Annotated in this window: 19 protein-coding genes; 11 read left to right on the plus strand and 8 right to left on the minus strand. The window is 69.6% G+C overall.

Annotation, left to right across the window (positions count from 1 at the left end; all coding sequences use genetic code 11):
- The first annotated feature begins 134 nt into the window (after positions 1–134).
- Entirely contained in the window at positions 135–671 is a 537-nt protein-coding gene (locus E1285_RS32065) for a hypothetical protein (protein WP_132158320.1), read from the plus strand.
- Between the two features lie 23 nt (positions 672–694).
- Here E1285_RS32065 and E1285_RS32070 read toward each other — a convergent pair whose 3' ends face one another.
- From E1285_RS32070 to E1285_RS32080, 3 genes are all read right to left on the minus strand, one after another.
- The gene (locus E1285_RS32070) at positions 695–1,120 is read right to left on the minus strand and encodes a DUF3592 domain-containing protein (protein WP_165966837.1); all 426 of its coding nucleotides are present in this window, start codon (positions 1,118–1,120) and stop codon (positions 695–697) included.
- 22 nt (positions 1,121–1,142) lie between these two features.
- Complete coding sequence (locus tag E1285_RS32075) at positions 1,143–1,805, minus strand: hypothetical protein (RefSeq protein ID WP_132158322.1); 663 nt, start codon at positions 1,803–1,805, stop codon at positions 1,143–1,145.
- Between the two features lie 137 nt (positions 1,806–1,942).
- On the minus strand, positions 1,943–3,118 hold the full coding sequence (locus tag E1285_RS32080; protein WP_132158323.1) for a hypothetical protein: 1,176 nt from the start codon (positions 3,116–3,118) through the stop codon (positions 1,943–1,945).
- 120 nt (positions 3,119–3,238) lie between these two features.
- Between E1285_RS32080 and E1285_RS32085 the strand changes: the two genes are divergently transcribed.
- Entirely contained in the window at positions 3,239–4,150 is a 912-nt protein-coding gene (locus tag E1285_RS32085) for an ATP-binding cassette domain-containing protein (protein ID WP_132158324.1), read from the plus strand.
- Entirely contained in the window at positions 4,147–4,995 is an 849-nt protein-coding gene (locus E1285_RS32090; protein ID WP_132158325.1) for an ABC transporter permease subunit, read from the plus strand. The genes E1285_RS32085 and E1285_RS32090 overlap by 4 nt, the downstream gene beginning before the upstream one ends.
- Positions 4,996–5,009: 14 nt before the next feature.
- On the opposite strand, the gene E1285_RS32095 is transcribed toward E1285_RS32090, so the two are convergent.
- Together E1285_RS32095 and E1285_RS47725 are read right to left on the minus strand one after the other, a co-directional pair.
- Positions 5,010–5,222, minus strand: coding sequence for an EF-hand domain-containing protein (locus tag E1285_RS32095; protein WP_165966838.1), 213 nt, complete (start codon positions 5,220–5,222; stop codon positions 5,010–5,012).
- Positions 5,223–5,465: 243 nt separating this feature from the next.
- Positions 5,466–5,843 (minus strand): hypothetical protein, encoded by a 378-nt coding sequence (locus tag E1285_RS47725; protein WP_243723190.1) that lies wholly within the window; start codon positions 5,841–5,843, stop codon positions 5,466–5,468.
- 40 nt (positions 5,844–5,883) lie between these two features.
- Between E1285_RS47725 and E1285_RS47730 the strand changes: the two genes are divergently transcribed.
- From E1285_RS47730 to E1285_RS32110, 4 genes are all read left to right on the plus strand, one after another.
- Complete coding sequence (locus E1285_RS47730; protein ID WP_243723191.1) at positions 5,884–6,177, plus strand: hypothetical protein; 294 nt, start codon at positions 5,884–5,886, stop codon at positions 6,175–6,177.
- Between the two features lie 187 nt (positions 6,178–6,364).
- The gene (locus E1285_RS47735; protein WP_243723192.1) at positions 6,365–6,673 is read left to right on the plus strand and encodes a helix-turn-helix transcriptional regulator; all 309 of its coding nucleotides are present in this window, start codon (positions 6,365–6,367) and stop codon (positions 6,671–6,673) included.
- A gap of 32 nt (positions 6,674–6,705) precedes the next feature.
- Complete coding sequence (locus tag E1285_RS47740; RefSeq protein ID WP_243723194.1) at positions 6,706–7,158, plus strand: DUF5753 domain-containing protein; 453 nt, start codon at positions 6,706–6,708, stop codon at positions 7,156–7,158.
- Positions 7,149–7,334 carry a DUF397 domain-containing protein gene (locus tag E1285_RS32110; RefSeq protein WP_132158328.1) on the plus strand — a complete coding sequence of 62 codons (186 nt, stop codon included), beginning with the start codon at positions 7,149–7,151 and terminating at the stop codon, positions 7,332–7,334. The genes E1285_RS47740 and E1285_RS32110 overlap by 10 nt, the downstream gene beginning before the upstream one ends.
- A 538-nt stretch (positions 7,335–7,872) precedes the next feature.
- On the opposite strand, the gene E1285_RS32115 is transcribed toward E1285_RS32110, so the two are convergent.
- From E1285_RS32115 to E1285_RS32125, 3 genes are all read right to left on the minus strand, one after another.
- A complete protein-coding gene (locus tag E1285_RS32115) occupies positions 7,873–12,756 on the minus strand; it encodes a DNA repair ATPase (protein WP_243723193.1) in 4,884 nt (1,627 codons plus the stop codon).
- A gap of 81 nt (positions 12,757–12,837) precedes the next feature.
- Positions 12,838–14,859 carry a flotillin family protein gene (locus E1285_RS32120; RefSeq protein WP_132158330.1) on the minus strand — a complete coding sequence of 674 codons (2,022 nt, stop codon included), beginning with the start codon at positions 14,857–14,859 and terminating at the stop codon, positions 12,838–12,840.
- A gap of 52 nt (positions 14,860–14,911) precedes the next feature.
- Positions 14,912–15,592, minus strand: coding sequence for a hypothetical protein (locus E1285_RS32125; RefSeq protein WP_132158331.1), 681 nt, complete (start codon positions 15,590–15,592; stop codon positions 14,912–14,914).
- 481 nt (positions 15,593–16,073) lie between these two features.
- Here E1285_RS32125 and E1285_RS32130 point away from each other — a divergent pair, with 481 nt between their 5' ends.
- The 4 genes from E1285_RS32130 to E1285_RS32145 all read left to right on the plus strand — a co-directional run.
- The gene (locus E1285_RS32130) at positions 16,074–17,096 is read left to right on the plus strand and encodes a sulfotransferase (protein ID WP_132158332.1); all 1,023 of its coding nucleotides are present in this window, start codon (positions 16,074–16,076) and stop codon (positions 17,094–17,096) included.
- 452 nt (positions 17,097–17,548) lie between these two features.
- Complete coding sequence (locus E1285_RS32135) at positions 17,549–17,806, plus strand: acyl carrier protein (RefSeq protein WP_132158333.1); 258 nt, start codon at positions 17,549–17,551, stop codon at positions 17,804–17,806.
- Positions 17,806–18,417 carry an SGNH/GDSL hydrolase family protein gene (locus tag E1285_RS32140; RefSeq protein WP_132158334.1) on the plus strand — a complete coding sequence of 204 codons (612 nt, stop codon included), beginning with the start codon at positions 17,806–17,808 and terminating at the stop codon, positions 18,415–18,417. The genes E1285_RS32135 and E1285_RS32140 overlap by 1 nt, the downstream gene beginning before the upstream one ends.
- 108 nt (positions 18,418–18,525) lie before the next feature.
- On the plus strand, positions 18,526–19,418 hold an 893-nt coding region (locus tag E1285_RS32145), incomplete at its 3' end, for an SGNH/GDSL hydrolase family protein (protein ID WP_165966839.1).

Below are 19,418 nucleotides of genomic sequence, written 5' to 3' on the forward strand. Positions count from 1 at the left end.
ACCCGGAGGGAACCGTCACCGGCTGGTGATCGTCTCAGCTTCGGTCCGATCGTCTTCGTTCCTGTGCCGGTTCTGGCATGATGCGTGCCGAAATGATCGTGCGCAGGAACGATCAGTAGCCAAAGGGTTCCTCTATGAGAAGTCGCCAGCTCAGTTCCGGTCAGCGGCGTGGTGGCGTCCGGGTCACCGCGGTCACGGCGGCCATCGCCGCGGTCGGCCTGTTCGGCTCCGGCTGCATGATAGGCAACCTCAACCCGACCGCGGAGAGCACGACCCGCGAGATCCCGCCCCCGCCGGAGCTGTCGACGCCGTCGCGCCCCTCCTCCCTGACGTCGGGCTCGGTGAACGGCAGCTGGGAGGGCACCTACACCTGCAACCAGGGCCTTACCCGGATGAGGCTCACGCTCGTCCAGAGGTCGACCGGCAGGGTCACCGGCATCTTCCGTTTCTCGCCCGATTCGAGCAACCCTTCGGCGCTCAGCGGTTCCTTCATGGTGACCGGTACCGTCACCGGCAGTTCACTCATACTGCGCGGCGACCGCTGGATCAGCCGGCCGGGCGACTACGAGATGGTCTCGCTGAGCGCCCGTCTCTCCTCCAGCAACCCTGACCAGCTCCAAGGCCGCGTCACCAGCTCCGGCTGCTCGACCTTCAGCATCCAGCGAGGCTGACCCGCCCCGCCCCGTCGGCCGCGCTAGCCGAGGGTCACGAACACGATCGCGGCCGTCCCGATGGCTCCGACGCCCGCGAAGCAGAGCCCGAACGCGATGAAGATCGCGCCGTGCAGGGTGCCGCTGCCGGTCGGCCCGTCCAGACGGGCCCGATCGGGGTCGTCCGGGTCGTAGAGCACGGTGACCGCCTGCCCTTTTCGAAATGTGGGCAGGTTAGTGCCCAGATCGGACTGCGTTTCGCGTTCGGTGCCGTCCGGCATGCGGAACCGCACGGTGGGGTAGCTGACCTGGCCCCTCGTGGCCGTTCGCACCACGACGCCCGGCGCCCGGTGCCCGAACCGCCGGAGGTGGCGCCCGGTGCGGATGACGCGAACTCCGATCGCGACAAAGAGCAGACCGAAGAGCATGAAGCCTGGGAAAAGCACGTAGGGGACGTGATCGGGATTCATCGGGCCGCCTTCCGGGTCGTGCTCATGCGAGCTTGAACGAAGACACGACCTGCTCGGCGGCCGGGGGCATGGCGCCCTGCTCGGCCGCCAGGTTGACGAAGCAGTAACGCTCATCGGAGACGGGGACTCTGACCTCGATAGCGTCGGTGGTGATCCCGTCGCGTCCCGTGCTCGTGGCGGTCATCTTGAACCCGGGCTTCCCGCTGACGGTGAGGTCGGTGATCTGGGCGCCCTTGTTGAGCCTGCGCGCCTTCTCCTTCAAGGTCTCCAGCTCGGTGCCGATGAGGCCGCCGCTGTCGCAGCCGGTGGTCAGGTTCGGCGCGAAACCGGACGTGACGGACGAGTCGATCCCCCACACCACGCCGATCTCCTTCTGCTCGCCGAGCAGTTCCTTGATGATCTCCCCGCTGGAGCCGGATGTACGGAACGAGGTCTGGACAACCGGGGAGGAGTCCTGCGTGGGGTCGACCTGCTTCCATCCCGCCGGAAGGGTGACCGTGACCCCGCTTGCCGGGCCGCCGACGGGTGTTCCGCCGCCGTCCCCGCGCGACCCGCCGGCCGCCGCGGGACTCGCCGGGCCGCCCTGGGGGTCGACGGGCTCGTCCTTGTCCGAGCCCGTGCAGCCGGCCAGTGCCAGCAGTGCCAGGCTCAGCACACCGGGGACGATCAGTCGGGGAGGGCGCATGGACTTCTCCTGTTGCATATGCGAACGTACTGTGCTCGTGTCGCTCATGGAGAATGAGACGCGACGACCACGAGCGAGGTTCGCATACGTTAACAGAATTTGCATCGGCAAATGGAGATTGCCGTGCAGGGGCGCGTTTACCAGTCGCGGACGGTGTCCACGCCCGACGCGAGACTCTCCCGGGCCCAGGGCATGGCCGAGCCGTGAGCGGCTTCGGCCTCGTCCACGATGAGGTCGAGGGCGGCGAACAGCTCCTCGCGCTCCACGGTCTCGATGAAGGGTGAGCGGCCGTCCAGCCGGTTGAACGCCTCGCCGTACCGCCGCCCGATCTCGACCAGCCGTGCCCGCCGATCACCGTCGGGTTCTTCGGCGAGCGCGGCCATGACGGCCCGCCGTGTCGACCTGTACTGGGCGACGGCCTTCTTGACGCGGGCGCCGCTGATCTGTTCGCGGTCTCCCCAGCCGCGCAGGGGGTTGTCCCGGTTCTCGGCGACCCATTCGGGCTTGCGGGCGCCGCGGATGTCGACGAAGGTGCCGTTCGGTACCTCCCGGCGCCAGGCCGAGCGCATCGCGGCGGCGTACTCGGCGGGGACGCTGTGCAGGAGCAGCGCCTCCAGGGCGGGAACACGCTGGGGGAGCAGGCGGTCGTCACCGCCCATCCCGAACAGGTCGACGATGTGCAGCCGCCGCAACGACCCCAGCCCGTTGAGGCTCCCCGCCGCCGACAGCAGGCCGAGGTCGCCCCTCAACCCGAGGTCCGTCACGTTCGGGAACCGGCGGACGAGCCGCTCGCAGTCGAGCGACTCGACGCCCCCGACGTTCAGGATCCGGATACCGGTATGCGGTTCGGCCGGCTCGCCGAGGAGGTCGTTCATCTCGGCACCGGTGTAGGCCGCCACCCCCGGATCGACTGGATCCTCGCGGACGCCCGCGTCCCAGCGGCGCTGCCGGGCCAGCTGATCACCGAGCCACCAGCCGGTGGAGTAGCTGCGCGACGGTTCGTCGTGCAGCGGCGGCAGGTTCCCTATGACCTTGTAGCTGCGGGGGAGAACCCATTCGTAGTTGCAGTAGGACAGGCCCCCGTCCCAGGAGTGGTGGGTCAGCCTGAGCGGCGACACCTCACCGAGATCCTCGACGGACGCGGGCTCGGGACCCGACCAGTCCAGTTCGAGCACCGCCGCCCTCTCGCTGCCGGCGTCGACATGAACGATCTGCGCGGCCGTCCACTCGGCGAGAACGCGCGAGAACGCGGCCACGACGTCACCCGCCGCGATCGCCCTGGGAGGCGCGGCGCCCCGAACCCGGCCAGCCATGCGGACGATCATAAACGGGAAGCGGAACGCGCGAGCCGACGGCGTACGCCAGGGGGCGTACGGGGGTTGTCGCCGTCTGGAGGACGACCCGGCCCGTGGTGACCGGCCACGATCGGTCGCATGAGTGAGCGCACCGACACGGCCGTCCGCACCCTGGGCCTGACGAAACGGTACGGCGAGCATCTCGCCGTCGACGCGGTGAGCCTGACCGTGCGACGCGGCGAGGTGTACGGCTTCCTCGGGCCGAACGGGGCGGGGAAGACGACCACGCTGCGCATGATCCTCGGCCTGATCCGTCCCACCGGAGGCACCGCCACCGTGCTGGGCCGGCCCGCCGGCACCGCGGCCGTGAACCGCCGCGTCGGCGCCCTGATCGAGGGCCCGGGGTTCTACCCGTATCTCAGCGGGCGCGACAACCTGCGGGTCCTGGCGCGCTACCGCCGCCTCGGCGACGACGACGTGAGCCGCGCGCTGGAACGGGTCGACCTGGCCGGACGCGCGGCCGACGACTTCAAGACCTACTCCCTCGGCATGAAGCAGCGGCTCGGGGTGGCCGGGGCGCTGCTCGGCGACCCCGGCCTGCTGATCCTCGACGAGCCCACCAACGGCCTCGACCCCGCCGGTGTCGGCGACATGCGGCGGCTGCTGAAAGAGCTGGCCGCCGCCGGGCACACGGTGCTGCTGTCCAGCCACATGCTGAGCGAGGTGCAGGAGACGTGCGACCGCGTCGGAGTGATCAACCGGGGACGGCTCGTCGCCGAGGCCACGGTCGACGAACTGCGCGGCGCCGGCGGCCTGCGCGTCCGCGCCGAGCCCGTGGAGAAGGCGCTGGCCGTCAGCACGCGGCTCCTCGGGGACGAGGTGACGGTCGCCGACGGCGCCCTGCACCTGCGCGTCGACCCCGGCCGCGCCGCCGAGCTCACCCGGGCGCTGGTCGCCGAGGACATCGACGTCCACGAGATCCGCCCGGTCGAACGTTCGCTGGAAGAGGTCTTCTTCGAGATGACCGCCGACGAGGAGGCAGACCGATGACCACCCTGACCGCCACCACACGCGCCGAACTCCTGCGCCTTCGGCGATGGCCGGCTCTGTGGACGCTGGGCGCGGTGTGGCTGCTGCTGAGCACCACCTTCGGCTACGTGTTCCCCTACCTCTCGTACCGCAACGGCGGCGGCTTCGCCAGCGAGGGTGAGCCCCGGCAACTGCTCGCGGACGTCATGCCGGAGAGCGTCCCCCTCGCGGCGGTGCAGGGAATGCCGATGTTCGGCGGGGCGATCCTGTTCGCCCTGGGCGCGCTGGCCGCCGGAAGCGGCTACGGATGGGGCACGTGGAAGACCGCGCTCACCCAGGGGCCGGGACGCTCGTCCGTCCTCGGCGGCACCTTCACCGCGCTGGGCGGCATCGTCCTCGTCGTCCTGCTCGGGACGTTCGCCCTCGACATGGGCATCGCTCTATCGCTGGCGGCCGTCGAAGGCCAGGGCATCGTCTGGCCGTCCGCGGGGGACCTGGCCCGCGGGCTCGGAGCCGGCGCCCTGATCCTCGCCCTGTGGACGACCGCCGGCCTCGCCATCGGGACGCTCGTCCGCAGCCCCGCACTCGCCGTGGCCCTCGGCCTGGTGTGGACGCTGGCGGTGGAGAACCTGCTGCGCGCCGTCTCGTCGCTGCTGGACTGGCTGGTTCCCGTGACGGACGTCCTGCCGGGGACGGCCGCCGGTTCGATCGCCGCGGCCGTCGGCGCCAGGCCGGTGTCGGAAGAAGGCGGCACACCCGGCGTGGTCGACAACCTCACCGCCGCCCCCGCCGTGGCCGTCATGCTCGCCTACATCGTCGTCTTCGTCATCATCACCGGGGTGCTGATGCGCCGCGACGTCCCATGACCGTCCCGCCGAGGTCAGCCGCCGAGGAACTCCTTGTAGGAGATCTCACCGTCGGCGTTCTTGTCGGCGGTCGCGATGTAGGCGTCGATCTCCTCGATGGAGCGCGGATCGCCGGAGGCGGCGAAGGCGGCGATGAGCTCGTCCCGGCTGAGGTAGCCGGACCCGTCGGTGTCGAGCGACCGGAACTCGGCCATGTGATCGGTGTCCGGATTCTCATGCTTACCCATGCTTTGCTCCTGTCGTCTGCTTCCAGGACAGGGTAGAGCCACGGCGCAAGGACCCCCGGCGGCCGACCACCCCTCGACGGCGAAGAACCACAGCATCCGCGCGGAGCCTCTTCCCGGACCGGGGCGGGGCCTGATCCTCGCCCCGGATACCGCGCCGTCCCCCTCGTCCCCCGCTGATCTCGATCATGGGATCGACCAGAGCGCCCTCGTGCACCAGAGAATCCATTAGGGCGGGTGCGATCTTCACCAGGTGTCGGGGAACATGTGGTGCTTGAGGATGGCGTCCACCTGCTCAGCGGCGTACTTGGTGTCGCCGCAAGGGGCGAGATAGCCGCGCCTGCCGCGCCCGGCCTCGTGGTAGGCCCAGGTGGCGCCGGATGTGGCGCGGACGCTCACCGCGATGCGGACGTGGTGTTCGGGGCCGAAGGCGAAGACCCAAAGCAGCGGGGGCCGGGTGGGGAGTTCGTCGGCCTGGTAGAGCTTGACGCACCTGAATCCCTTGGCTGCGACGGTGACGGCGAGCAGGTCCAGGTAGCGGATGGCCGTGGCACGGCCCCGGTTGGTGCGCCAGCGCAGAAGGTGGCGCCGCGCCTGGACGTTCAGCGGGCGCAGCGAGTCCATACGGTCTTTCCTTCCTCGTGAGCGGGCGGACGCCCCAGTCATGGACGAGCTGCGCCATGAGCAGCAGACCGCGTCCGCTGGTGGCGTCGTGGTCCTCGGCCCCGACGACCGGCAGGCCCGCGCCTTCGTCCTGGACCTCGATGACGATGAGGTCGTCACGCTTGTCCGGAAAGACCCGGACGACGATGTGTCCGAATCCCACGTGTTTGTGGACATTGGTCACCAATTCCGTGACCACGAGCCGGCCGATGTAGTCGTCGGTTATCCCCAGTTCCCGGAAGCGCGCCATGAGGAAGCGGCGGGCCAGGCCCGGTGCCTGGTCGGACGGTTCTAGAACGAGGGTCGGTGTTTCTGGTGCGAGTGCTGCTGTCGTCATCGTGGGACCTTTGTTGCGTGTCGGTTGCCTGCCTGCCAATTGAGGCAGCCGGCACGCATGAGAAACCATCAAGCATGAAAGAAAAAGAAAACAGATCATGCGGCACTTGATGACAACTTGAGGAGTCTTGAGAGACCATGCCTCTATGTCACCCTCCCGTCAGCACGGCAAGCGCAACGGCGCGTCCCCCATGCTCATCGCCTTCGGCAAGGCGTTCCGCCGGCACCGCACCGGCACAGGGCTCAGTCAGGAACGCCTTGGCAACAAACTGGGCGTAACGACGCAATATGTGTCTTTGGTGGAACTCGGGCGTACTCGTTGTACGTTCGAGTTCGCCGTGACCGCTGACGAGGCCCTTGAGACAGGGGGAGGACTTCAGGAACTCTGGAAAGACCTGCGGCATATCCGACATGGTTTGATTGGCCGACGGTCGAATCTGACGCCGTGGAGCTAACGGCGTACAGCCTCACGGTCGTTCCAGGCCTCGTGCAGACACCGGCATACGCAAACGCGATCCTGCATGGGGACAAGGAAGCGGTGGACGCCCGCATCAGGCGTCAGGAGATCCTGCGGAAGGATCCTCCTCCTGCACTGACCGTCCTGCTGGACGAAGCGGTCCTGCACCGCGAGGTCGGCAGCAAGGAGATCATGCGTGAGCAGCTCGAATACCTGATCAGCGTGGCCGGCCGTCACGTGACCGTTCAGGTCGTGCCCAGCAACGGTGAGCACGGAGGCAACTCCGGGCCGTTCGTCGTGGCGACCTTGGAGGACCGATCAGAGGTGGTGTACGTCGAAAGCGCGTATCGTGGACTCACCCTGAGCGAGCCGGAAGCTTTGGCCGCGGTCGCGAGAACCCTCCGGGAACTTCGCAGCCTGGCCCTGCCGATGGCCGCGAGCATCGAGCTGATCCGCAGGACGGTGGAAGAGAGATGGACCTGAGCCGCGCGGTGTGGCGCAAAGCCAGCCGCAGCACCTCCAACGGCGGTGAGTGTGTGGAGGTCGCCGGCGTTCCTGGGACGGTCGCCATTCGCGACAGCAAGGACCCCTCCGGCCCCAGACTCATCATGACCCCCGACGATTTCCGGCGCCTCGCCGAGGAGCTCAAGCACACCTGAATCCGCAGGACGGCCACCCCCGAAGCACCGCCGTACCCTTTGGCATGCGGCCATCGGATGCCCGATGAGCGACTGCGGACGGCTTGCGTCGCGTGGGTGCAAGCGGCAGTCAGCCCACCCGGTGAGAAACCTCTCCGGCCTCTTGGTCAGGTCGTCGGGGGCACGGACTGACCGTCCAGGCAGTCGTTCAACTCAGGTTACCCAGCAGCCCCTCACGCACCCCCTCCATGCCGGAGTTGCAACTAGACTGACGGGCATACGAAGCCGGTTACGGCCGACAGGGCGGCCCCCGCGAGGGGGCCGCATTTTTTTTGAGGGCCTCCATTTGCAGTCTGGTGCTCCTACTGGATCCGCGCGTAGATCTTCGCGGCGCGCCGCCGGGCCTCGTCCCGGTTCGCCGACCCTGCGCGGGACGGAACCGACTACGCCAGCGACCTCTGCTCGATCATCCGCCGCGTCCCTGAGGTGGGGCGGGCATGGCGGCGGGTGGGCAGTTGCGTCGCGGGGACGCGCGGTGTGGCGCGTCCGCCGTGGGTTGTCAGTGGGGGCGTAGGGCCTTTTCTATGGCCGTGAGTTTGTCGGCCAGGTGGAGGAGGGCTCCTACGGACGGGTCTTCCTGGTTGCCGGCCAGGGTTTGGGATCGTTGGTAGGCGTCTTTGATTTCCGTCCAGCGGGCTTCCTGGGCGGGGGTCAGGGTGCCGCGGAGTTCGGCCAGCTTGAGGATGTTGGCTTCGGCGTCTGAGGTCAGGGTTTGGGATTCGGCTCGGTAGTGGTCGTCTATGGCCGCTTCGAGTTCGGCCGTGTTCATGACCGGGAGGATTCGTTCGGCGAGTTTGTTCATGTCGCGGTAGGAGCCCTGGAGGCGGAATGGAGGCTCGGTGCGGGCGGAGTCGTCTTGAGCCGCGGACGATATGTAGGTGCGGTTGACGGTCAGGAGCACCTGCTGGACGTGGACGAGCTTTTCCAGGACGGACAGGATCTCGTCCAGTTCGGCCTGGGAGTAGGGGTGCGACAGGCGGTCGGGGCGGACGGTCTGGTCGCCGGAGGCCAGGCGTACGAGTAGCTCGATGTCGGAACGGTCGTGGTTCGTCAAGGGCGCGAGGACGGAATTCGAGGTCAGGGCGTTCTCGATGTAGCTCAGCGCGAACAGGTCGTCCTTCCCGGACAGGACGTCGCCCAGGTTCCACACGTCGGCGCGGTTGGCGAGCATGTCGGGGATGCGGAAACGCTGCCCGGACTCGGTGTACGGGTTGCCCGCCATGCAGACCGCGAAGCGTTTGCCGCGCAGGTCGTAGGTGCGTGGCTCGCCGTCCTTGACGCCCTCGATCCGGCGCTGGGCGTCGCAGAGGGGGATGAACTTCTGCAGGAGTTCGGGAGAGGTGTGCTGAATGTCGTCCAGGTAGAGCAGGACGTTGTTGCCCATGTCGAGGGCGAAGTTGATTTTCTCGACTTCCTGGCGGGCGGTCGCGTTGGGCGCCTGGGCGGGGTCGAGGGACGTGACGTCGTGGCCGAGGGCGGGGCCGTCCACCTTGACGAGGGCCACACCGAGGCGTTCGGCGACGTATTCCATGAGGGTCGTCTTGCCGTAGCCAGGCGGGGAGATGAGCAGCAGCATCCCCATCTGGTCCGTGCGCTTGCCGTCGCCGGTTGCGCCCAGCTGCTTGGCGAGGTTGTCGCCGATCAGAGGGAGGTACACCTCGTCGACCAGGCGGTTGCGGACGAACGCGCTCATCGTGCGCGGCTTGAGAGCGGCGACGCCGAGGCGCTTCTCTTCCGTCGAGATGAGGTCGTTCCGCTGTTTCTGGTAAGCGCGGAAAGCCGGGACGCGCTCTGAACGGAAATGGTGCGTGCGGGCGAGTGACTCGTCCAAGCGCATGTCGATACGGCGGTCGGTGATGCGGGGGTGGTTGCCGAGCAGGTCGTCGATGGTCGCGGTCAGCGCGGCGGGGGAGTCGTAGCGGGCGGACGCGCAGAGCAGCGTCGCGACCGCCTCGGGCAGGTCGGACGGGTCGTCGGCGAACGGTGCCAGCCAGGCTTCGGCGAGCTGGTGGCGGGCGGCGAGGTCGTCGCCGAGGTCGGCAAGGTCCTTCTCCAGGTCGGCGCGGTGCGTCTCGCCGAAGCTCTTCAGCAGGTCGCGGGCGCTCTGGCTGGTGACGAAGCCGTCGGGGGCGGTGGCGAGCTCCTCGATCAGGTACTCGGCGGCGAGCCGGGCGCCGGGGGCGGCGAGCCCGGCGCGGTCGGTGAACTCGGTGATGGACGAGGCGAGTTCGGTGGTCAGCGCGGCCAGGCCGTCCGGACGTCCCAGCGTCCGGCGGGCGCGGACGAGGGAACGCGCCCGGGTCGTCCACGCGCTGCGCCCGGCGGGCCCGGTGCCGTGCGTCCAGAAGATCTGCGCGGCCGCGCGGGCCGGGGCCGGGTAGCGCAGCAGGCCGGCGTCGGCGCGCAGGTGCAGCAGGGTCTCCAGGATGCGGGCCGCGTCGTGGTCGTGGACGCCGCGCTCGTAGCCCTCGTCGTACCGGTCGGCGGCCGCGTCGCGGACGAGGCTGAGGAGGCGGTCCTCGGCGGCGGCCCGGCGCAGCTCGCCGGGGTCGGCGTCCGCGAGGATCGACGTCGCCAGGTACTCGGCGCGGTAGGTTTCCGGAGTTTCCGAGACGAGGTTCTGGTTCCACAGGTGGCGGGTCGCCGCGAAGCCCTCGTCGAGGACGGGGGCCCGGTAGTCGGTGCCGGTGATCGCGAAGGCGACCGTGTCGCGGTGCGGGACGAGGGTCAGCTCGATCGGGCGGGTGTTCACCGCGAACCGGTGCCGCCCGAGCCGGATCGTCCCGCCGTCGTCGCCGTAGAGGTCGAGCCGGTCGCGCAGGGCGCGGCCCGCCTCCTGCCGGGCGGACTTGACGCGGCCTTCCAGTTCTTCCGCGCGGACGCCGTCGTCCAGGGCGCGCAGCTCGTCGGCGATCCCGCGCAGCCGGCCCACCATCGCGTCGGTGGCGAAGTAGGTGTTGACCTCGTCCGGGGACCCGAGGGTGGCGGCGCGGCGGCGGACGCCGGAGAGAATGCGCTCGGCCGACTCGGTGAGGCGGTCGGTGCGGCGGGCGCGCTCGTCCAGGAGGGTCTGCTTGCGGGACGAGAACGCCTCGTAGACCTCGGTGCGCTTGGAGTCCAGCTCGGACAGGAAGTCGTCCAGGTCGGAGAAGCGGGCCTGGAGGGTTTCCAGGCGGAGGAGCAGGCGGCCGAGCTGCTCGTCGCAGGCCTCGGGCGTGTCCGCGCCCGCGAGCGCCCCGGCGATGGACTGGTCGAGCAGCGCCAGCTCGGCGGCGAACTCGGCGCGGCCCTCCCGTCCGAGCAGGTCGCGGCGCCGGTTGTCCAGGACGGCGCGGGCGCGGTTGAGGCCGCCGAGGACCTCCCCGACGCGCTCCAAGATCGCGGTCCGGGCCGTGGCGTCGGTGATGTCCAGGTCGCCGACCACCTCGGTGACGACTTCGAGGCCCTCGTTCTGCGCGTCGAGGAGATCGGCCAGAGGCGTGGCGTCGGAGGCGGTCTCGATGGCCCGCGCCGCTTCGGTGATCCGCTCGACCTCGGCGTGGTAGCCGGTGAAGGCGTCCTCGCCCTGGAGGAACTCGACGGCGCCTCGCCCGGTGTCCCCGAGTTCGGTACGGGCGGTCTCGGAAAGTTCGTCGATCCGGGCCGTGTCGACGTACCGGAGGTCGCGCAGAGTTTCCAGATGCCCCTGGGCCCGGCGGAACTCGGCGAGCCGGCCGATCCAGCCGTCCGCGGTCGACGGTGCCTCGGTGCGTGCCCGGCGGACCAGCGCGGCGATGTCGCCGGCGGTCTCGGAAACAGCGGCAACAGCCTGGTCGGTGAGCGCCCGGACCTTCTCGTACTCGTCCAGGACCTGCCCGGCGGTCGAGCGGACGTCTCCCAGCGGCGCGGCCACGTCCCCGAGGTCGTCGTCGGCGAGCCAGTGGTACAGGTCGGCCGTCCGCGTGCACGCCGAGATCAGCGCCTCGAACACGCGGGTCGCCGGCGACATCTCGTCCACCATGCGGGTGATGGAGAGGCATTCGGAGATACCGCGCACCAGGTCCGCGTTCCCCACCCGCTCCAACGGGCCCGTCCCCACGGGCTGCGCCGCGGCGTGGGCGTCGGAGACGAACGGCGTCCGCCAGATCTGCAGCGGGTGGACGCGCGCGGGCTCCTCCGAGAACGCGCGCATGACGGCGAGCGTCCCGTCCTCGAACAGCGAGTACCCGTGGCAGGTGACCGGCGTCGTGACCTGCTTGCGGATCACGTTGTACGGCAGCAGCAGCGACCGCCCGTCCTCGCGCGAGTGGAAGACGTACAGGACGTCCTCGCCGTTGGGGGAGCGGATGACGCGCTCGTACTCCAGGCCCGAGACGTCGGTGTCGAAGGTCTTCGCGGCGCCGGTGTCCAGGTAGTAGCCGCCCGGAAAGATGATCCCGTGGTCGTCCGGCAGCCTCCGGCACGCCTGCGCGATCCCGTCGAGCCGCACGATCTGCTTGGTGCGGACGTTGAACACCAGGTGCCGCCAGGCCGTCTCGTTGTACGGGCGGATCCGCAGCAGGATCAGCGCCCCGACCCGCGCGTGCAGGATGTCGGCGTCCGCGAGGGACTGCAGCGGCTCGTCGACCGGCTCGGAGTAGATGCCCGTGCCGCTGCCGGTGTTGTCCTCGATCTTGACGGTGAGCGTCCCGCCGATCGTCTCGACGAACACCTCGCCCTCGACCGAGATGTGCGGGTGCCGCCCGAGGACGTGGTCGTCCCGGGTGGTCTCGACCCAGTCGACGTCGTGCGCCGCCGGGAACTCGTGGTCGCGCTCGCCCTGGTTGTCCTCGTACGCGACGGTGCCGTCGGGGGCCGTCCGCCACCGCAGGACGCGCAGATCGGACAGGCGCGGCCCGGTCTGGAACACGGCGAGCAGCCGCCCGTCCACCAGGCGGAGCTGGAGCAGCCGCGCCTGCCGGTAGTACCGGTACATGTCGGCGAAGTCGCGCTGGAACCGCGGGTCGTCGAGCAGCCCCGGCACCGCCTCCGGCCCGGTCGGGGTGAACGCGATGCCGTCCCCGTCCCGCGTGAAGCGGTGCAGGGAGAACACGTCGTCGACCGTCGTCTCCGGCTTCAGCCCGAGGAAGACGTTGTAGCCGAACAGCATCGTCCCGCCGAGCGCCACCACGTCGCGCGGGACGCAGTTGTGCGCCGTCCGGATCTGCTCGGTGCCCGCCAGCCGCAGCTCCGCCCCGCCGAAGACCTCCAGCCGCCGGTCGTTCAGCGCCTCCGCCCGCCGCGCCAGCTCCCCGGCATGCTCGCCGAGCCGCGCACGCAGCACCTCGTACGTCCCGTGGTCAAGCTCCGCCCGCCCGGCCTCAGCGCCCTCGGCCCCGGCGGCCTCCCTGACGTCCTCGCTCACCCGTCGCTCCCGTCTCTGCATCGTTCGTGCGCCCGAGCGCGGCGAGCCGGCCGCTGGGACACGGCTCGCCGCGATCCGCTGTCAGTTGCCGGCGGTCAGGGCGGATCCGTTGATCTGGGACAGCGGGGTGTCGGCCACGCCCAGGCGGCGGGCGGTGTCCAGGAGGTCCTGGAAGCCGGACACGTCGGGACCGCCCGCCTTGATCATCCGCAGCAGGAGCGCGGAGATGGTCAGGTCGCGGACGCCGCCGGCGTCGACCGAGCCGAGCAGCTTGGCCATGTCGTCGGTGAAGCTGCCCGAACCGTCCAGCCACGGGCCGGCGACCGACTGCACCACCTCGGAGTTCTGGACGAAGCCGTCCACCCCCTTGCCGAGGGCGATGGAACCGACGAGCCGGTCGAAGAACACGCTGTCGCCGCCGACGATGTTGATGTCGGCCGACTCCAGCCCGGCCGCGACCACGCTCGCCTGCGCCTCGGCGACCTGCCGCTGCACGTCGATCCCGGCGAGCCGGATGTCCTTCTCGGTCTCCAGCCGCAGCCGGTACTCCTCGTGCTGGCGGGACGCGTCGTCCAGCGCGGCCATCGCGCCGGCCTTCTCGTTCAGGCCCTCCGCCTCGGCCTTGAGGCTCTCGCGGATCCGGGCGGCCTCGACCAGCGCCTTCTCCCGCGCGACGGCGGCCTCGGCGCGGCCGACCTTCTCGATGGCCTCGGCGTCCTTCTCGCGCACCTGGACCTCGGCGAGCCCGGCCGCGGCGGTCTCGGCCCGCAGGCCCTCGGCCAGCCGGATCTTCGCCTGCGCGTCCATCTCGGCGGCCTCCTGGCGCGCCTGCGCCATCGTGAGCTCCTCGCGGGCCCGGTGCTCGGCTGCGGCCTCGGCGGCCTCGGCGGCCTTGATGTCCTTGACCAGGTTCTCCTGCGCCTCGGCCTCCGCGTTGATGATGACCGCCTGGCGGGTGCGCTCGGCCTCCTCGACCGTCCGCAGCCGCTTGATGCCCTCCTCCTGCTCGGCGACGGTCCGCTCGACCGCGATCCGCTCGCGGACGACGTTGGCGATCTCCCGCTTCTCGGCCTCGACCTCCTTGTCGGCGGAGATCCGGGTCAGCTCCGTCTCCCGCTCGCGGGCGATGACCTCCAGGAGGCGGTCCTTCTCGATCCGCTCGCTCTCGATCGCGAGGACGCGCTCCTTGTTCTTCGCGGCGACCGAGACCTCGCGGTTCTTGTTCTCGGTCTGGACGCCGAGCTGCTCGTCGGTGCGGATGTGCGCGGTCTGCGCCCGCAGCCGCTCCTCCGCCTTCACCCGCTCGATCTCCGCCACCTCGCGGGCCCGGACGGTCTCGACCTCGCGCTCCTGGCGCAGTTCCGCGTCGGCCTGGCGGCGCTCCAGTTCGAGGATCGCCTCGCGCGCCTCGACGTTCTGGCGCGTGATCTCCTTCTCCTCGTTGCGGGCGTGCTCGTTGGTGCGGACGTGCTCGATCGCGGTCAGCTCGGTGATCTTCCGGATGCCCTGGGCGTCCAGGATGTTGGACTTGTCCAGGGAGAGCAGCGGCGTCTGCTCCAGGTAGTCGATCGCGGCGTCCTCAAGGCTGTAGCCGTTCAGGTCCGTGCCGATGACCCGGATGATGTGGTCGCGGAACTCGTCGCGGCGGGTGTAGAGGTCGGCGAAGTCCAGGTGCTTGCCGACGGTCTTCAGCGCCTCGGAGAACTTGGCCGCGAACAGCTCCTGCAGCGTCTCCTGGCTGCTGGCGCGCTCGGTGCCGATGGCCTGCGCCACCTTCACCACGTCCTCGCTGGTCTTGTTGACGCGGACGAAGAACGTGATGCGGATGTCGGCGCGGATGTTGTCCTTGCAGATCAGGCCTTCCCGGCCGGTCCGCTCGATGTCGATCGTCTTCACCGAGATGTCCATCATCTCGGCCTTGTGCAGCACCGGCAAGACGACCGCGCCGGTGAAGGTGACGTCGACCTTCTTGAACTTGGAGATGATGAGGGCGCGGCCCTGGTCGACCTTCTGGAACAGCTTCTTCACCATCAGCACCAGGCCGATGAGGATGAGAAGGACGAGCGCGAGGAGCACACCGGCGCCCACTGTGATGGTTTCCATCGAGGATCCCTGGCTGTCGGGGGTAAGGTCGCGGGGGTTTCGCGGAGGTTGCTCAGAGGGCCGGACGGTCGAATGCCGCGTCGTGCGGCATGACCCAGAAGAACTGGCCGGCCGGGTCGAAATCGAAGATCAGTGCGGTGCTGCCGGCGGTGAGCCGGGTGCCCTCCGCCTCGCCCGCCACGGCCACGTCCATGGCGGGCTGCCGCACCTGGACGATGGCGGACGAGCCGTCGGGGGCGGTGACCTCGGCCTGGCCGAAGTCGGGGCCGACCCGTCCGGTGCGGATGACGCAGGGCAGCCCGACGAAGTCGCGCAGCGACGCCGCGGCCGGGTGCCGGAAGGCGCGGCGCAGCGGCAGTACGGTCAGCCGCGTCCCGGCCCAGGCCGCGATCAGCGCCGCGACCAGGACGAACGTCCGCAGGACGGCGCCGTCGAGCAGCGCCGCCCCCGCCAGGCTGACGAACCACGCGAAGGCGATGAGCAGGGAGATCACGACCGTGGCGGGGACGCCGCCGAGCCCGAGGAACGCGAGCGGTCCGGCGCCGGGCCCGTCTTCGGCGTCCCCGTCCTCGGTGGCGGCGCCGGCCCCCGTATCGGCATCGGCGCCGCCGCCGAGGAGGTCGATCCCCAGGCCGCCTACCAGGACGAGCGCCCAGTACACGACGACGACCAGGAGAGAGAAACTGAAAAGCGCCGTCGGAAAACCGAAGGCGACACTGAAGAATTCACCCATGTGAATGCACGCTTCCGCATCGAGACGTCAGTGACCGCGCCGGGCGCGGTGAACGCGCGCCGGCCTGCGAAGAGGGGGTCCGTCAAGGGACGGTGAGGACGCGGCTCAGCTATCTGGGAAGTCGTGCGCCCAGGCCGTGGCGGTCAACCCGTACGGCGGGGCGGGGACACGCGGGGGAACACGCGGCGACGGAGGCGGCGCAACGAAACACTGCCGGGGAGTCGTCATCAGCCCTCCTTGTCGCAAGCGTGTCCTTTCCTGCCGGGCGACCTCTCCCGGCACTTCGGTTGTTACCTTAGCTTATTTCTCGCTCAAAGGGAAGTCTCCTACCAATCGATCCATCTCGGACCCTTCGGACGTCCGCTTTCGCCCGAGACCACCGGCCGCGCCGGCATGGATGGGAGAGACGTGGGTGAACTTTCAGGTTACGTTGAGGTAGTTTTGCAGGACGACTCAGGTAACCGGCGTACTTTGGCGCGGCATGAATCCGCAGACCAGCCGGCCGATCTTCGTCATCGGCTGTCCCCGTTCGGGAACGACGCTGCTCCAGCAGATGCTGCACTCGCACCCGCGCATCGCGTTCCCGTCCGAGACCAGGTTCGTGCACACCTCGTACGACGTGCGGCACACCTTCGGGGATCTGGAGCAGGAGGAGAACCGGCGCCGGCTGGCCGAATGGATCGTCAAGGGCGAGGACACCAAGTTCAAGGTCCTCAAGCTGGACGCCGAGGCCGTCATCGAGGAGATCGTGGACGGGCCGCCGACGCTCGGGTCGGCGCTGGCGATCATCTTCCGGGCGTACGCGCGCGAGCACGGCAAGCCGCGCTGGGGTGACAAGCGCCCGAGCTACTTCCGCCGGGTGCCGATGCTTCGGCGGATGTTCCCGGACGCGCAGTTCATCCACCTCGTCCGGGACGGCCGGGACGCGGTCAGCTCGCTGAAGAACATGCCCTGGTACCACGGCGACACCTACTCCGCGGCGCTGACCTGGCGGGAGGCGGTCGACATGGGCAAGCGTCTCCACCGCCGTCTCGGCCCGGACACGTTCTACGAGTTCCGCTACGAGGACCTCGTCGCCGAGCCGGAGGACACGCTGCGGAAGGTGTGCGCGTTCCTCGGCGAGGAGTTCGACCCGACGATGACCAAGGCGTACCAGCACGCCCGGGAGACGGTGCCGTCCGCGCGCAAGTGGCACCTGCGGACGCACGAGGCGCCCAACACCCGCAACGTCGGCGCGTGGCGCGACCGCCTGGAGGACTGGGAGGCGGATCTCGTCGAGCATGTCCTCGCCTCGCGCCTGGTCGACCACGGCTACGCGCTGGCGGGGGTGTCGCGTCCCACCGCCGCGAATCTCGCCCGGTACCACCGGCTCGCGGCGCACCGGTGGCGGTCGCACCGCGCGCACGGGCTCCTGGACCGGCTCGCACAGGCCCGCGACCCCAATCCCGTCGTCTCGCGGCTGGACGGGCCGGTTCCGCTGGACGGCCCCTCTGACGAGGGCTGATGCCGTCAAGGACAGGTATGTCTCCCCCTGGGGCAACAGGGACCTGACCTGCCCGTGATGGGTGGGTCTGAGAGGTTGTCCGAAATTCTCATGGAACGTGCCGTCCGGCCGGGGCCGGCCGGCCCCCGCGCGCGACGGGTCTGCTGGGAAACGACGCAGGTCGCGTGCCGCGGTGGGATCCGCGGGAAGCGATGGATCGATGGGACTCGCGGGGACGGCGGTTTCTGAACAGGCTCCCGGTGGGTCCCTTAACGGAAGTGGTTACCACTCGGTAACATAGCGCCGTTTTACCATCTCACTGACTTAATTTACGAAACAGAGACATGGTTGTGTCCGATCGTTCACATGCGGATCTGAGACACATCATCCATTTGCCGGTATCTTGCGTGTTGCTCGTCTTCCGATAGCTATCGCGATTGATTCGATGATCCTCTTACATAAGGAGGAGTGCGGTGACCCGATCGGAAACAATTTCCCACGACGAGTTGCAATCGTGGCTTCTTGACAGGATCGCCTTCTACCTCGACAGGCCCACCGAAAACATCGACCCAGGGGTCGAACTGGCCCGCTATGGCGTGGACTCGGTCTACGCCATCAGCATCATCAGCGACATCGAGGACCATCTGCAGGTCGAGGTCGACGTGGCCGAGGCCCGGCGCAGGGAGACGGTGACCGCGCTCACCGACTACCTGCTCGAACTCGTCGCGTGATGGGCGGCGGCCCCGTCATGGTGGTCCTCGGCGACAGCGTCGCCGAGGGCCAGGACGACCCGGACCCGGCCGGCGGGTGGCTCGGCTGGGCCGGCCGGCTCGCCCGTGAACTGGGCGTTTCCCGCGAGGAGACGCTCAACGTCTCCGACCCGGGGGCGACGATCGAGGACGTGGTCCGCGATCAGCTGCCCCCCGTCCAGGACCTGCGGCCGCGCCTGGTCGTGCTCGGCTGCGGCATGAACGACGCGCTGCGCGGCTTCGAACGTGAGGCCGCGGCGGCCCGGCTGAACGAGCTGTTCGGCTGGGCCGTGTCGCGCGGCGCGATCGCGCTCGCGATCCCCGTGCCGCGGCCGCCGCTGCTCGACCTGTCCCCGATGTCGCAGTTCCGCAAGAAGCGCACCGTGCAGCGCATTCATGACTTCAACGAGGAGCTCGACCGCGCCACCCGCGAGTTCGGAATACCGTTCCCCACGCGGGAAACGGTGGCGAAAGTTGCCGACCGTGCGATGTGGAGTGCCGACGGAATCCACCTGAACCCGAGAGGGCACGCATATGTGGCGGAGGTGATCGCGAACATCGCACGGAGCCTGCTCGGCGAGCGGGTGATCTGAGCCTCGGGGGCCGAACCGCACAAGTGAACACTTTGCATCCTCGGTTGCCTGGACCAGGTGGCGGACCAGGTGACAGGCCGGATGAAAAATGTTCAGTCTGGGATTGAGATGAAGAGACCATTCACCTTCGCCCGCGTCCCCCAGTCGATGATGCTGATTCCGCTCGCGCCGGTCCTGGCCGTCCAGGCATGGCGGACGGTGCGCCGGACGCCGCGGCTCGACCCCGCGACCGGGGACGAGCACGGTTTCGTCCCCGGCGCGGATCCGGGTACCGGCCCCGCGTACCGGGTCGTGGTGATCGGCGAGTCGACCGCCGTGGGCGTCGGGGCGTCCCAGCATGCGCAGGCATTGCCGGGCTTCCTGGCCGAAGCGCTGAGGGAGCGCCTGCGCCGCAGCGTGTCGTGGTCGGTCAACGGCGAGAACGGAGCCACGGCCCACCGGGTCGCGACCGGGCTCCTCCCGCGGACCGGCGGCGCCCCCGGCAACGGTTCCCCCCGCGATATCGCACCACCCGGCCATCCATCGCCGGGCCATCCATCGCCGGGCCGTCCACCACCGGGCCATTCACCACCGGGCCATTCACCACCGGGCCATCCACCCCCCGATCTCGTGGTCGTGACCGTCGGGATCAACGATCTGATCCGGCGGCGTCCGCTGCGGCAGTGGACGGCGGACGTGGCCGAGCTCATCACCGTCCTGCAGGGCAGGTACGCGCACGCGACCCTGGTCGTCGCCGGGATGCCGCCCGTGCACCGGTTCCCCGCGATCCCGCAGCCGCTGCGGCTCGTCCTCGGCGCGCGGGCGCGCAGCATGGACCGGATCATGCGTGACGCGGCCCGGGAGGGCGGCGCCGTCCACGCTCCCATGGACGAGGCGATGGCGCGCGACCGCGAGCTCTTCGCCTCCGACGGATTCCACCCCTCACCCGCCGGCTACCGCGCCTGGGCCGAGGACATCGCCCGCGCCGCGGCCCCCGCCGGCGCGACCGAGTCCCCCGATCC

It is taken from the genome of Actinomadura sp. 7K507 (assembly GCF_004348425.1).
Classification (GTDB): Bacteria; Actinomycetota; Actinomycetes; order Streptosporangiales; family Streptosporangiaceae; genus Spirillospora.